This is a genomic window from Hydrogenophaga sp. SL48 (genome assembly GCF_021729865.1).
Taxonomy (GTDB): domain Bacteria; phylum Pseudomonadota; class Gammaproteobacteria; order Burkholderiales; family Burkholderiaceae_C; genus Hydrogenophaga.
Genome location: NZ_CP063400.1, coordinates 4,544,309 through 4,557,090, shown reverse-complemented (window position 1 = coordinate 4,557,090; position 12,782 = coordinate 4,544,309). Strand labels below are relative to the sequence as shown.

General features: G+C 69.0%; 12 protein-coding genes. 8 read left to right on the top strand and 4 right to left on the bottom strand.

Annotation, left to right across the window (positions count from 1 at the left end; all coding sequences use genetic code 11):
• Nucleotides 1–76: 76 nt before the first annotated feature.
• The 4 genes from pdxR to IM738_RS21535 all read left to right on the top strand — a co-directional run bounded on the left by pdxR (nt 77) and on the right by IM738_RS21535 (nt 3,913).
• Nucleotides 77–1,561: a MocR-like pyridoxine biosynthesis transcription factor PdxR gene (pdxR, locus tag IM738_RS21550; protein ID WP_236963075.1), complete on the top strand. Its 1,485-nt coding sequence runs from the start codon at nt 77–79 to the stop codon at nt 1,559–1,561.
• Nucleotides 1,562–1,604: 43 nt separating this feature from the next.
• Nucleotides 1,605–2,225, top strand: coding sequence for a DJ-1/PfpI family protein (locus tag IM738_RS21545; protein ID WP_236963074.1), 621 nt, complete (start codon nt 1,605–1,607; stop codon nt 2,223–2,225).
• Nucleotides 2,226–2,236: 11 nt separating this feature from the next.
• Nucleotides 2,237–2,647, top strand: coding sequence for a DUF3052 domain-containing protein (locus IM738_RS21540; RefSeq protein ID WP_236963073.1), 411 nt, complete (start codon nt 2,237–2,239; stop codon nt 2,645–2,647).
• A gap of 162 nt (nt 2,648–2,809) precedes the next feature.
• Complete coding sequence (locus IM738_RS21535) at nt 2,810–3,913, top strand: beta/gamma crystallin-related protein (protein WP_236963072.1); 1,104 nt, start codon at nt 2,810–2,812, stop codon at nt 3,911–3,913.
• Nucleotides 3,914–3,938: 25 nt separating this feature from the next.
• Here IM738_RS21535 and IM738_RS21530 read toward each other — a convergent pair whose 3' ends face one another.
• Nucleotides 3,939–5,249, bottom strand: a complete 1,311-nt coding sequence (locus IM738_RS21530; protein ID WP_236963071.1) for an NAD(P)/FAD-dependent oxidoreductase — start codon at nt 5,247–5,249, stop codon at nt 3,939–3,941.
• A gap of 2 nt (nt 5,250–5,251) precedes the next feature.
• Nucleotides 5,252–6,190 (bottom strand): agmatinase, encoded by a 939-nt coding sequence (gene speB, locus IM738_RS21525; RefSeq protein WP_236963070.1) that lies wholly within the window; start codon nt 6,188–6,190, stop codon nt 5,252–5,254.
• 189 nt (nt 6,191–6,379) lie between these two features.
• On the opposite strand from speB, the gene gstA reads away from it, so the two are divergent.
• The 4 genes from gstA (at nt 6,380) to IM738_RS21505 (ending at nt 10,796) form a co-directional block, all read left to right on the top strand.
• The gene (gstA, locus tag IM738_RS21520) at nt 6,380–6,988 is read left to right on the top strand and encodes a glutathione transferase GstA (RefSeq protein ID WP_236963069.1); all 609 of its coding nucleotides are present in this window, start codon (nt 6,380–6,382) and stop codon (nt 6,986–6,988) included.
• 262 nt (nt 6,989–7,250) lie between these two features.
• Nucleotides 7,251–7,823 carry a DUF4956 domain-containing protein gene (locus tag IM738_RS21515; protein WP_236963068.1) on the top strand — a complete coding sequence of 191 codons (573 nt, stop codon included), beginning with the start codon at nt 7,251–7,253 and terminating at the stop codon, nt 7,821–7,823.
• The gene (locus IM738_RS21510) at nt 7,820–8,593 is read left to right on the top strand and encodes a polyphosphate polymerase domain-containing protein (RefSeq protein ID WP_236963067.1); all 774 of its coding nucleotides are present in this window, start codon (nt 7,820–7,822) and stop codon (nt 8,591–8,593) included. The genes IM738_RS21515 and IM738_RS21510 overlap by 4 nt, the downstream gene beginning before the upstream one ends.
• Nucleotides 8,594–8,642: 49 nt before the next feature.
• Complete coding sequence (locus IM738_RS21505) at nt 8,643–10,796, top strand: CotH kinase family protein (RefSeq protein WP_236963066.1); 2,154 nt, start codon at nt 8,643–8,645, stop codon at nt 10,794–10,796.
• Between the two features lie 10 nt (nt 10,797–10,806).
• Here the strand turns inward: IM738_RS21505 and IM738_RS21500 are convergent, their stop codons facing one another.
• Together IM738_RS21500 and IM738_RS21495 are read right to left on the bottom strand one after the other, a co-directional pair.
• Nucleotides 10,807–12,042 (bottom strand): YbfB/YjiJ family MFS transporter, encoded by a 1,236-nt coding sequence (locus IM738_RS21500; RefSeq protein ID WP_236963065.1) that lies wholly within the window; start codon nt 12,040–12,042, stop codon nt 10,807–10,809.
• 91 nt (nt 12,043–12,133) lie between these two features.
• Nucleotides 12,134–12,727 carry a hemerythrin domain-containing protein gene (locus IM738_RS21495; protein ID WP_236963064.1) on the bottom strand — a complete coding sequence of 198 codons (594 nt, stop codon included), beginning with the start codon at nt 12,725–12,727 and terminating at the stop codon, nt 12,134–12,136.
• Nucleotides 12,728–12,782: the final 55 nt, after the last annotated feature.

Here is a 12,782-nt window from a genome sequence, read left to right as displayed (position 1 = left end):
GGCCCGGCGAAGCCGGTTCCACGGCGTGCGCTGGGCAAGACACCTCGACCTGCACAGTGCACTGGAATCAAAAGACATGCTGTCTGAGTTTTTGCTGACCGAAATGACCCGCCTGGGCGCGCAAGACGCCCTGCCCCTGCACCGCCAGCTCTACGAGGCGCTGCGCCGCGCCATGCTCGACGGCAAGCTCGGCGCGGGTGAGCGGTTGCCGTCGAGCCGCGATCTGGCGCAGGACCTGAACCTCTCGCGCAACACCGTGGTCGCGGCGATCAACCAGCTCAGTGTCGAGGGATACCTGGAAAGCCGCGTGGGCAGCGGCACCTATGTGAACGACAACGTGCCGCGCGTGAACGCCGGCGCCGCCGCCCGGCCCCACGCGCGCGGCGCGCCGAACCCCGCGCCCGGGCGGCTCTCGGCGCGCGGCCAGGCGCTCGCCACCACCTTCTGCGCCACCCAGCTGGAAGTGCAGCCCTTCACCCCAGGCATCGCCGACTTCAGCGCCTTCCCGCTCACGCTCTGGCAGCGCCTGCAGAACAAGCACTGGCGCATGACCTACCCGGACATGCTCGACTACAACGACTCCGGCGGTTACGCGCCGTTGCGCCGCGCCATCGCCGACTACCTGCGCGTGTTCCGCAGCGTGCAGCTGGATGCGGACCAGGTCATCGTCACCACCGGCACGCAGCAGTCGCTGGAGCTGTGCGCCCGACTGCTCGCCGACCACGGCGACACCGTGTGGGTGGAAGACCCGGCCTACTGGGGCGCGGCCAAGGCCTTCATGGCCACCGGCCTCGCCATCCACCCCGTGCCGGTGGACGACGAAGGCATCCACCCCGGCCCGGCCGACAACACTCACCCGCCCAAACTGATCTACCTCACGCCCTCGCACCAGTACCCCACCGGCGCGGTGATGAGCCTGGCGCGGCGCCACCAGCTGCTCTCCACCGCGCGCGCCCACGGCGCCTGGGTGCTGGAAGACGACTACGACAGCGAATACCGCTTCAGCGGCCCGCCCATCAGCAGCCTGGAGGGGCTCGACGTGGACGGCCGCGTGCTCTACATGGGCACCTTCTCCAAGGTGCTCTACCCCGGCATCAAGCTCGGTTACCTCATCGTGCCCAAGGTGCTGGTGGCCGCCTTCAAGCAGGCCCACTACGACCTCAACCGCCCGGGCCAGATGCCGCTGCAGGCCGCGCTGGCCGAGTTCATCGAGATGGGCCACTTCAGCAGCGCGCTGCGCCGCGCCAGGCAAAGCTACGGCGAGCGCCGCGCCGCCCTGCTCGAAGCGCTCAAGCCCGTGCTGACGCAGGACACGTACATCAGCGGCGCCGAGCAGGGCCTGCACCTCTGCCTGCGCCTGCCCCCGCAGGTGGACGACCAGGCCCTCGCCCAGCGCATCGCCCAGCAAGGCCTCACCGTGCGCCCGCTCTCGGCCTACTGCCTGGCGCGCCACGACCTCAAGGGCCTGGTGATCGGCTACGGCTACGCGCCGCTGAGCGAGATCCAGCGCTGCGGGCCGGTGCTGGCGGCGGCGGTGCGGCAGATCGGGCACCCCCGTTGAGCCTGGGTTCCGCACCCTTGCAACGCACACGACGCAACCACCCATGCACATCGCCATCCTCACCTTCCAGGGCTTCAACGAGCTCGATTCCTTTGTCGCCCTCGGCGTGCTCCACCGCATCAAGCGCCCGGGCTGGCGCGTGTCGATCTGCTGCCCCGAGCCCACCGTCACCTCCATGAACGGCGTGGTGGTGCACGCGCAGTCCACGCTGGCCGAGGCCGCGACGGCGGACGTGGTGCTGGTGGGCAGCGGCATGCAGACGCGGGAGGTGGTGGACAACCCCGCCATCATGTCGGCCCTGCGCCTGGACCCGACGCGCCAGCTCATTGGCGCGCAGTGCTCCGGCACGCTGGTGCTGGCCCGGCTCGGGCTGCTCGGCGCCGTGCCCGCCTGCACCGACCTCACCACCAAGCCCTGGGTGCAGGCCGCCGGCGTCGAGGTGCTGAACCAGCCCTTCTACGCGGCCGGCAACGTCGCGACCGCGGGCGGCTGCCTCGCCTCACCCTACCTCGCGGCCTGGGTCATTGCCCGCACCGAGGGTGAAGCGGCGGCCCGCGCGGCCCTGCACTACGTGGCGCCCGTGGGCGAGAAAGACACCTACGTCGAGCGGGCCATGGCCCACCTGGCGCCCTACCTGGAGGGCGCTGCGGCGCCCATCGCCTGACGCAGGTCGACATGACCACCCCCGGCTACTCCGGAACGCCGCTGGTCAAGAAACTGGGTTTCAAGCCCTCGGGGCGCGTGTGCGTGATCGGTGCGCCGGACGGCTACGAGGCCTGGCTCCACCCGCTGCCGGACGGTCTGGTCTTCGAACCGCAGGCCCACGCCCAGACCGATCTTGTCCACCTGTTCACCACGGACAAGGCCGAGCTGGCGCGACGGCTGAGCGACCTGCGCCAGCGGCTGAACCCCACGGCCGCGCTCTGGGTGTCCTGGCCCAAGAAGGCGTCCAAGCTGCCCACCGACATCACCGAAGACACCATCCGCGAACTCGGGCTGCCCCTGGGCTGGGTGGACATCAAGGTCTGTGCGGTCTCAGACGTCTGGTCGGGGCTCAAGCTGGTGGTGCGCAAAACGCTGCGCTAGCAGCCTGCAACAGGTCGCTCCCGACCCGCTGAGGGTGCAGGCTGGCGCCGCTGACCCCGACAAACGCGCCGCCGCCCCTTCCCTGCGCTGCCTGTGTGCCAGCGCACAGACAGCGCACCCGAGAACGTTCAGGCTCGGGACAAACCCCAACGGAGACTTCTCATGCACACCTCTTCAAGCACCCTGCTGGCCTTGGCCTGCATTGCATTCACGGCGCCCGCCGCTGCCCAGGCCACGTTCTATGAGAACGGCAACTACCAGGGCCGGTCGATGCAGGCCAACAACCAGGTGCCCCGGTTTGACCGCTACGGTTTCAACGACCGCAGTTCATCGGTGGTGGTCGTCGGCAACCGCTGGGAGGTTTGCGAGGACACCAACTTCCGCGGGTCCTGCATGGTGCTGCGCCCGGGGCGCTACGCCTCGCTCCGGGACATGGGGCTGAACGACCGCGTCTCGTCGGCACGGGTGATTGCCCGCAACGCCCGCGTGAACAACGACCGCTACGCGCCCCTGCCCCTGTCGGCCCAGGCCACGTTCTACGAACGCCGCGATTTCGAGGGTGAGTCCTTCACCACCACGGCCCCGGTGACCCGTTTCCAGCGCCATGGTTTCAACGACCGCGCCACCTCGGCCGTGGTGATCGGCGAACGCTGGGAGGTGTGCGAAGACAACCGCTACCGGGGTGACTGCGTGGTGCTGCGCCCGGGGCGCTACCCCTCGCTCGCGGCCATGGGCCTGAACAACAGCATCTCGTCGGCGCGCGCCGTGGAACGCAACAACCGCACCGACAACCGGCGCGAGGCGCCCGAGCCTGTGGCGGTCTACGACAGCCGGCGCCGCGGCAGTGAACGCCTGTATGAGGCCGACGTCACATCGGCGCGCGCCGTGCTGGCCACGCCCGGGCAACAATGCTGGGTGGAGCGCGAGCAACTCGGTCAGGCCCAGAGCAACGCCAACGTGCCGGCCGCCCTCGCGGGTGCGCTCATCGGCGGCATCCTGGGCCACCAGGTGGGTGGCGGCAGCGGCAAGGACATCGCCACCGTGGGCGGCGTGATCGCCGGCGCCGCGCTGGGTTCGAGGGTGGGCCGCGACGGTCAGCCCGCCACGCAGGACGTGCAACGCTGCCGCGACGTGCCCGGCGGCGCACGCCCGGCGTACTGGGACGTGTCCTACAACTTCCGCGGGCAAGACCACCGCGTGCAGATGACCAGCGCACCGGGCCAGCGCATCACGGTGAACGAACAGGGCGAACCGCGCCAGCAGTGATGAGGTCGCGCTGTCGCCCGAGCGGCTACAGCGCGTCTTTCAGCCGGTGCCACAACATGCCCAGCGCCAGGCTGGGCGTGCGCAACGCAGCCCCGCCGGGAAACTCGCGGTGCTTCAGGCGGGCGAACACGTCGAAACGCCCGGCCTGCCCCGCGATGGTCTCGGCCACCAGCTGGCCGGCCAGCCCGGTGAGCGCCACGCCGTGGCCGCTGAAGCCCTGCAGGTAATAGAGGTTGTCGCCCAGCCGCCCGAAGTCGGGCGCGCGGTTCATGCTGATGTCCACGAAGCCGCCCCACACGAACTCGACCGGCACGTCTTTCAGCGCCGGGAACACCTCACCCATGCGCTGCGCCATCAGGCTCTTGAGGTTCGGCGGCGTCATCGCCGTGTAACTCACGCGGCCACCGAACAGCATGCGGTGGTCGGCGCTGAAGCGGAAGTAGTCAAGCACGAAGTTGTTGTCGCACACGGCCGCGAGGTTGGGGATCAGTTGCTGACACAGCGCCGGGTCCAGCGGCGCGGTGCCGATCATGTAGGTGCCCACGGGCATGATGCGCGGCGCGATCTCGGGCGCCACCTTCGGCCCGTATTCCGGCAGCATGCAGTTGCCCGCCAGCACGCCAAAGCGCGCCGTCACCTGCCCCTGCGGTGTGCTCGCCACCAGGCGGCTGCCGCGCGTCAGCGTGGTCACCGGCGAGCCTTCGAAGATGCGCACGCCCGTCGCCTGCGCCGCGCGCGCCAGGCCCAGCGCGTACTTCAGCGGGTGCAGGTGGCCCGAGGTGGTTTCGTGAAAGGCGGCCACGTAGCGCGGGCTCTGGATGAAGCGCGCCACGTCGGCACCCTCGGCCCACTCGCTGGCGATGCCGCGGGCGTTGTGGTGATCGCACTCTTCGCGCAGCGCGCGCGCCTTTCTCGGCGAGTCGGCCACGTAGGTGTAGCCGCGGCGCCAGTCGCATGGAATGCCGTGTTGTGCAATGCGCTGCTCGATCAGCTCCACGGCCTCGACCGACATGTCCCAGGCGCGCTGCGCGTCGGCCGCGCCCAGCTGTTGCTCGAACGGCCCCTGCCCGCTTGCGTAACCCACGATGGCCTGCCCGCCGTTGCGCCCGCTCGCGCCCGAGCCGATGCGGTCGGCCTCCAGCACCACCACCGAAAGGCCACGTGCGCTGAGTTCCAGCGCCGCACTCAGCCCCGCGAAGCCCGCGCCCACGACCACCACGTCGGCCTGCACCGAGCCCTGCAGTGGCGGGCAGGGCGCGGGCCGCTGCACGCTGGCCTCGTAGTAGCTGGTCTGGTTGAGCTGGGTGTCCGAGCCGATCAGGGAGCGCTGGAACATGGTCATCCTCCTGCGCGTTGGCGTTTGGCGACCTCACCGCTCAGGTAGGTCCACACGAACGTCGCGGCGGCGTTGCTCGTCAGCTCCGCGTGGTCGTAGGCCGGGGCCACCTCGACGCAGTCCATGCCCACCCAGTGCAGATCGGCCAGCGCTTCCATCAGCGTGAGCACCTGCGAACTCGTCAGGCCGCCGGGCTCGGGCGTGCCGGTGCCGGGGGCGAAGGCCGGGTCGAGCACGTCGATGTCCAGCGTCAGGTAACACCGCCGCTGGCCGATGCGCGCGCGGATCGCGTCGATCACGGGTTGCAGCCCCGCGCCGTCCAGCCCACGCAACGCGCGCGCCGTGAAGATCTGCCCGCCCTGGTCGGCAACAAACTCCCGCGCGGCGCGCTCACCGCTGGAGCGGATGCCGATCTGCACCGTGTGCGCCGGGCTGATCAGCCCCTCCTGCAGCGCCTCGAAGGTCCAGGTGCCGTGGCCCGAGGGCTCGCCGAAGTGGTCGCTCCAGGTGTCGCAGTGCGCGTCGAAGTGCACACAGGCCAGCGCCTCGCCGCCGCCGTACCTCGCCTTGGCCGCGCGCAACAACGAGAGCGTGACCGAGTGGTCGCCGCCGAGGAACACGCAGTGGTGCTTCGCCATCAGCGCCGCCGCGTGCGCCTCGATGGCACGGCGCACCTCGGGCAGCGGCGAGGCGTTGGGCAGGCGCATGTCGAGCGCATCGCCCAGGTGCGCGGCGGGCGACACGTCGAACACCGGGTGGATGCCGTCGCACAGCATCAGGCTCGCCGCGCGGATCGCCTGCGGACCGAAGCGCGCGCCCGGCCGGTTGGTCACCACGCCGTCGTAGGGCACGCCCGCGATGGCGAACGGCTGGTCCGCCAGCGGCTCGCAGGCGAGGAAACGGTTGGTGTTGCTGGCGAAGGCGAATTGACCGGTGGCCATGGGGGTCCTTGTGCACGGGACGGACGAATTGGAACCACAAGATACCAACAACACAGCCACTTCGTGAGTCCAATTGAGCCACCACCCCGCCGTCCACCCACCCGCGAGCGCCGCCTCCGCCCTTGGGCCAGAATGCCCCCAGCCCTGCCCACTGCAGTGCCTTTCCATCACACACCCGAGGACACACCCATGAAGCTCTACTACTCCCCTGGCGCCTGTTCGCTCTCGCCCCACATCGCCCTGCACGAAGCCGGCCTGGCGTTCGAGGCGATTCCCGCGCCGACCAAGACGCACCGCCTGCCCGACGGCAGCGACTACTACCAAGTCAACCCGCTGGGCTACGTGCCCTACCTCGTGCTCGACAGCGGCGAAGCCCTGCGCGAAGGCCCGGCCATCGTGCAGTACATCGCCGACCAGGTGCCACAGAAAAACCTCGCCCCCGCCAACGGCAGCATGGCCCGCTACCAGCTGCAAAGCTGGCTCAACTTCATCGGCACCGAGCTGCACAAGGGCTTCAGCCCCCTGTTCAACCCGGCCGTGCCCGCAGAAGCCAAGCAAGTCTTCAAAGACCGCTTGCTCTCCCGCCTGACCTGGCTCGACGGCGAACTCGCCGGCAAGCAGTACCTGATGGGCGACCAGTTCACCGTGGCCGACGGCTACCTCTTCACGGTCACCAACTGGCCCGCCATGGTGGGCATGGACATCACCGGCTTGGCAAACCTGGCCGCCTTCCGCGCCCGCGTGGCCGCGCGCCCGGCGGTGCAGGCCGCGATGAAGGCCGAAGGTCTGATCCAGTAAGGCTTTGCCGATGGACATCACCAGGGGCTCCGCGGAGCCCCTTTTTCATGGTCAGACCGCCACACTGTTCACGGCACCATCTCCATCGTTGCCACGGTCACCTTAACGTCACCTTAAAATTTCGGGTTTTTCGCCGCAGGCCGCGAACCACGCCAGCACAGGCCGGCGCCCACCCGCAGACCCGCCCGAAGACAGGTTCTGCGCCCTCCCCGTCCCTGTGAGCCGGCCCGAACGGACCAGCCCTTCCCACCGAGCGCCACCCATGAACCTGATGAACTACGTCGAACTGCTGACCCGGTTCCTGTTTGACCTAGGGGCCATGCTGATCCTGATCTTCCTGATCTATTACCCCCGGTACAAGCACAAGGAAACCGCGATCTCGGCGGCGCTCTTCAACATCTTCATCTTCGCGGTGCTGGCCATCCTCTCCAACCTGGAGTTCGGCATGGCCGCCGGTTTCGGCCTGTTCGCCATCCTCGCGCTGTTCACCCTGCGCTCCGAGCCGATCAGCAAGTCGGACATGGCGTACTTCTTCGGCAGCATCTCCATCGCCGTGATCTCCGCCATCGACGGCACCAGCCTGACGCTGACCGCGATGCTGACCGCCGCCGTGCTTCTGGGGGTGTTCATCATCGACCACCCCGAGATCCTGAAGTCCGTCAACCAGATCGACGTGAAGCTGGATTCGATCCCGGAGAACTTCATGTCCAACCCCGAGCGCTTCAAGGCGCTGCTGTCCGAGCGCCTGGGGGTGGAGGTGCTGTCCTACCGCGTGCGCAGCGTGTGCTACGTGACCGAAGTCATCCAGGCCGAAGTGGACTTCCGCCCCAAATGAGCCCCGTCGAAGACCGCCTCGCGTCGTTCCAGCGGATCGGCCTCGCCGAGCTCAACCAGCGCGCCGCGCTGATGACCCGCAAAGACAACAAGTACCTGCTGACCGGGGCACAGGTGCTCGGTTTTCTGGGGCAGGTCGGCGACCGCTTCGATGCGCTGGACATCGGCGGCAAGACCGCCTTCAGCTACCACAGCGCCTATTTCGATTCGGACTCGCTGCACTGCTTTCGTGACCACAACCAGAACCGCCGCAAGCGCCTCAAGGTGCGTTACCGGCACTACGAGGACACGCAGCAGTTCTTCATGGAGGTCAAGCTCAAGGGCAACGGGGGCGAAACGTCCAAACTGCGCCGGGCCATCACCCCGGCGCATTTTGAATCGCACGAACTGCCCGCCGAGCTGGACCAGTACCTCAAATCGGTGGCGAAAAACCACCACCAGCGGGAACTGTCGGACCGCTACCGCCAGACGCTGCAGGTGCGTTACCAGCGCACCACCCTGATCGCCCAGGCCAGCCCCGAGCGGGTCACGCTCGACAACCAGCTGCACTTCGCCCAGAGCCACCGCGAGATCGCCCTGAGCGGATCGCTCTGGGTGGTCGAGGTGAAGTCGCCCAAGGGCGTGTCGGCGACCGACCGCGTGCTGAAGGACCTGGGCGCGCGGCCCGCGTCGCTGTGTTCCAAGTACTGCGTGGGTTTGTCGCTCACCTCGCCGGCGCAGCGGTCCAGCCGCTTCACCCCCACCCTCAAAAAGATCGCGGCACTGGGCTGATGTGCCCCCGCGGCCGGCCCAGCCCCGGCGGTCGCGCCAGCCCCCTTGTATGACCCTCCACCGCCCCGCCATCGCCCTGCTCGCCGCGCTGCTGCTGTCGGCCTGCGTCGATTTCAGCGCCAGCGAGCCCACGGCCCATCCCCTGCCGCTGGACGAGCCCCGCTTTTCGCACGACAGTGGCTTCTACGAGGCCGACATCAGCGTCGGCCTGTCGCACCCCGATCCGACGGTGGCGGTGTATTACACGCTCGACGGCTCCGAGCCCGACCCGGGCAACGTCAACGGCACCACCTACCGCTACAAGCTGCAATACCCCAGGGAGCCGGGCGACCCGTTCGGTGCGTTCCACGAGCAGACCTACCAGAGCCTGCGCTACAAACACCGCATCGCCATCTCTGACCGATCCAAGGAACCCGACCGGATCGCCCGGATCTCGACCACGCACCACGACGTCGAGCCCTACTACGTCACCCCGCTGGCGGCCCTGAGCGCCGGCGAGCAGCGCCTGAACGGGCTGCTCGGTTCGATCAACCGGTCCTTGCCGGGGCCGGTTCAGCTGCCCACCGTCGCCCCGCGCCCCCAGGCGCGCCTGCTCAAGGGCACGGTGCTACGGGCCATGGCGGTCAAAAAGGGCGGCGCGCGCAGCGCCGTGGCCACCGCCACCTACTTCGTCATGCCGCGCGACACCTTCACTCTGCCGGTGGTGTCGCTGGTGGCGCAGGAGGACCTGCTGTTCGACCACGACAAGGGGATCCTGGTCGCGGGCAAGGCCTTCGACGACTTTCGCCGCCAGCACCCGGGGCAACCCATCCGCGGCGGCAACGCCCCCGCCAACTGGCACGCCCGGGGCGACGACACCCCCGCCCATTTCCAGTTTTTTTCAGACACCGACAAGCCGGCGGAAGCCAGCATGGACCAGCGCATCGGTGTGCGGGTGCACGGCGGCTTCAGCCGGGCCAACGCGAGCAAATCGCTGCGCCTCTACGCCCGCAAACGCTATGGCAAGAACAAGTTCCAGCACCCGGTGTTCGGCGAGGACTACAACCACAAGAAGCTGATCCTGCGCAACTCGGGCAACGACTTCCAGAAGACCATGTTCAAGGACGCCGCCGCGCAGGCCGTGGTGAAAAGCCTGAACATCGAGACCCAGGGCTACCAGCCGGTGGTGACCTTCCTCAACGGCGAGTACTGGGGCATCCTGAACGTGCGAGAGCACTTCGACACCGACTACTTTTCCGAGAAATACGCCATCCCCGAAAAGGACATCGAGCTGGTCGAGAACAACGCGGTGATCGAGGGCGACCCGGCGCACTGGAAGCAGGTCATGACCTTCTTCGAGAAGTCCGATCTGCGGCGTGAGGCGTCGTACCAGCAGGCCGGCAGCCTGATCGACATCGACAGCTTCATCGACCACCAGATCGCCAACATCTTCATGGGCAACGTGGACTGGCCGCACAACAACGTCAAGGCCTGGCGCTACCGGGGCGACAGCGCCCAGTACACCAGCAAAGGCGTGCTGGACGGCCGCTGGCGCTGGCTGCAATACGACGCCGACCTGGCCCTGACGATGCCCGCCACCAACACCCTGGCCGGCGCGCTGGACCCGAGGGGCACCCGGGACCTCGATGGCGTCGAGTGGTCCACCCTGCTGCTGCGCAAGCTGATGGAGAACCCGGACTTCAAGGCCCGCTTCATCAACCGCTTCGCCGACCTGCTCAACACCACGTTCCAGCCCGAGCGCACGTCCGCCGTCATCCAGCGCATGCAGGACCACATCCGCCTGGAAATGCCGCGCCACCTGGAACGCTGGAAGGTACCGACCACGGTGGACGAGTGGGACCAGCACGTGCAGAAGATGCGCAGCTTTGTGCAGCAGCGCCCCGCCATCCAGCGCGCGCAGCTGATGGGGCAATTCGGGTTGAAAGGCACCTACAGCCTGACGGTCACCACGCCCGACGCCACGCAGGGCTCGATCCGGGTCAACTCCCTGCAGACCCGCGATCTGGCGGAGCGCAGCGGTCAGGACGGCGCGTGGACCGGCACCTATTTCGCCGGGGTGCCGCTCGAACTCGAAGCGGTGGCCAAGCCTTGCTACGCGTTCAAGCGCTGGCACGGCATCGGCGCAACCAGCGCGACGGCGCGCGTCACGGCAAGCCAGCGCCTGTCCGTCCGGGCCGAATTCGAGCCCGTGTGCGCACCCTGACCCCGACCGGTCACAACGCCCGCTGGCGCCACGCCAGCGCCGCGCCCGCCCACAGCGCCACCGCCGAAAACACCAGGCCACGCGCCAGGCCGCCGGCACCGTCGGCGATCAGGCCCACCACCGTGGGGCCCACGATCTGGCCTGCCGCGAAGACCACCGTGAACGCGCTGATGCCCGCGGCCCATTGCGAGGGCGGCAGGTTGTGGCGCACCAGCGCCGTCGTGCTCGCCACCACCGACAGGAACACCCCGCCAAACAGCAGGCCCGAGACCATGATCAGCGGCCAGGCGCTGGTGAGCGCGGGCAGGATGGCGGCCACGCCGAGCAGGGCGTTGAGCAGGGCGAGCGCGAGGCCGTTCCGGTGGCGGTCCAGCAAACCGGCCCAGATGCGCGACGACGCCACCACCGCCAACCCCAGCAGCGCGTAAAACGCCGTCACCGCGCCCGGGCTCGCGCCCTGCTCGCGCAGCAGCGCGACCACGAAGGTCATGTAGCCGATGTAGCCCACGCCGAAGCCCGCGTAGCCCAGCAGGCCGAAGGCAAAGTCGCGCAAGTGGAACACGCGCCGGTCCGGTGGCCCTGCTGCGGCGGCCTGCGCCGGGGTGGCCGCCTCGTGCCGCGCGAGCACCTGCGCCGGCCAGACCATGAGCGCGGTGGCCAGCGCACACACCAGCGCCAGCACCCACCACGCCCAGGCCCAGGCGTGGGCCTGCCCCCGGGCCGCCTGCAAGACCAGGGGAACGACCAGCGCCGAGGCCACGATGCCCAGGCCGGTGCCGCCGTAATACAGCCCGAGCAGGAATCCGCTGCGCGCGGGCTGGCGCGCACCCAGGCGCGCCGCCAGCAAACCGCCGGTGCTGAACACCAGCGCGCTCGCCACGCCCGCGAGTGCGCGCTGCCCCATCAGCGCCCAGGCGCTCGTGAAAAAACCGCTGGCCGCCATGAACAGGGTGGCGAACAGCGCGCCGGCCATGAGCACGCGCGTGGGCGACGTGCGCCGCAGCAGCCACGACATGGCCAGCGCCCCGATCAGGTAGCCCACGGCGTTGGCGGTGTTCATGGCGCCGGCCAGCGTGTAGCTCCAGCCGAGGTCGTCGCGCATGGGTGGCAGCAACAGGCCGTAGGCGAAGCGGGTGATGCCCAGCGAGACCGCCGCACCCAGCGAGAGCGCAAGCGCGAGACGCACAAAGGGCGTGCGCTCCGGGGGCTCGGGTGTCAGGGCGGCGGTGAGGGTGCTGCGTGGCATGGCCGGGCCATTGTCGGCCCGGGCGGCGCGCCAGCGTGTGGTCTGCGGGACAGCGCGGGCCGCCACCACAGCCCTGGCGAGCGAGAAGGGCCTACTGACCCAGCCCGACCGGCGCGGGCGCCTTCATCACGATGCGGGTGAACAGGCGGTCGAACTGCGGGTCGCGCGGCACGCGGTGGTTCAGCGGGTCCTGGTTGGTCGCGAAGGCGGCGTTGAGCGCGTGCCAGTCGGCCTCGCCCAGGTGGCGCTCGGCCTCGGGCAGCACGATGGTTTCTTCCAGCCGCATGTGCTCCAGGTAGAAATCCACGTAGCGCGTCACCTCGTCGATGAAGACCGGCCGCCGCGCCTCGCCCAGCAGCTCCCAGGCCAGCAGCAGGTGCATGATCTTGCGCACCCGCGCCTCGCCGGTGGCGTGATCGCGCTCCAGCTGGTCGATGGTGGCCATGACATGCGGCGCGGCGCGCACCACCCGGGGAAACAGCAGGTCCGACTCCTTGGGGTGGTGGTGCGTCTCGGGGAACTCGTCGATATAGAACAGCATGGCCCGCAACACATCGAAAAACCGCGCCGAATCGTCCTGCCCCTCGTGCACCGGGCCGCGCCGGACCATCTGCATGAGCGACTGCAACATGGCAGCCAGGGTGGCGTGTTCTTCGCGAATGACGCGCAGGGCTTCGTGGGTCATGGTGTTGTCTCCGGCAAGGCGATCCCGACCGATCGGTCGGTGAATGGTTCCGGGA

Excerpts from the sequence above, each read along its gene's own strand:
- IM738_RS21530 (WP_236963071.1), bottom strand. The coding sequence starts at position 5,249 with ATGTTCCAGCGCTCCCTGATCGGCTCGGACACCCAGCTCAACCAGACC.
- IM738_RS21535 (WP_236963072.1), top strand. The coding sequence starts at position 2,810 with ATGCACACCTCTTCAAGCACCCTGCTGGCCTTGGCCTGCATTGCATTC.
- gstA (WP_236963069.1), top strand. The coding sequence starts at position 6,380 with ATGAAGCTCTACTACTCCCCTGGCGCCTGTTCGCTCTCGCCCCACATC.
- IM738_RS21545 (WP_236963074.1), top strand. The coding sequence starts at position 1,605 with ATGCACATCGCCATCCTCACCTTCCAGGGCTTCAACGAGCTCGATTCC.
- pdxR (WP_236963075.1), top strand. The coding sequence starts at position 77 with ATGCTGTCTGAGTTTTTGCTGACCGAAATGACCCGCCTGGGCGCGCAA.
- speB (WP_236963070.1), bottom strand. The coding sequence starts at position 6,190 with ATGGCCACCGGTCAATTCGCCTTCGCCAGCAACACCAACCGTTTCCTC.
- IM738_RS21505 (WP_236963066.1), top strand. The coding sequence starts at position 8,643 with ATGACCCTCCACCGCCCCGCCATCGCCCTGCTCGCCGCGCTGCTGCTG.
- IM738_RS21500 (WP_236963065.1), bottom strand. The coding sequence starts at position 12,042 with ATGCCACGCAGCACCCTCACCGCCGCCCTGACACCCGAGCCCCCGGAG.
- IM738_RS21540 (WP_236963073.1), top strand. The coding sequence starts at position 2,237 with ATGACCACCCCCGGCTACTCCGGAACGCCGCTGGTCAAGAAACTGGGT.
- IM738_RS21495 (WP_236963064.1), bottom strand. The coding sequence starts at position 12,727 with ATGACCCACGAAGCCCTGCGCGTCATTCGCGAAGAACACGCCACCCTG.
- IM738_RS21510 (WP_236963067.1), top strand. The coding sequence starts at position 7,820 with ATGAGCCCCGTCGAAGACCGCCTCGCGTCGTTCCAGCGGATCGGCCTC.
- IM738_RS21515 (WP_236963068.1), top strand. The coding sequence starts at position 7,251 with ATGAACCTGATGAACTACGTCGAACTGCTGACCCGGTTCCTGTTTGAC.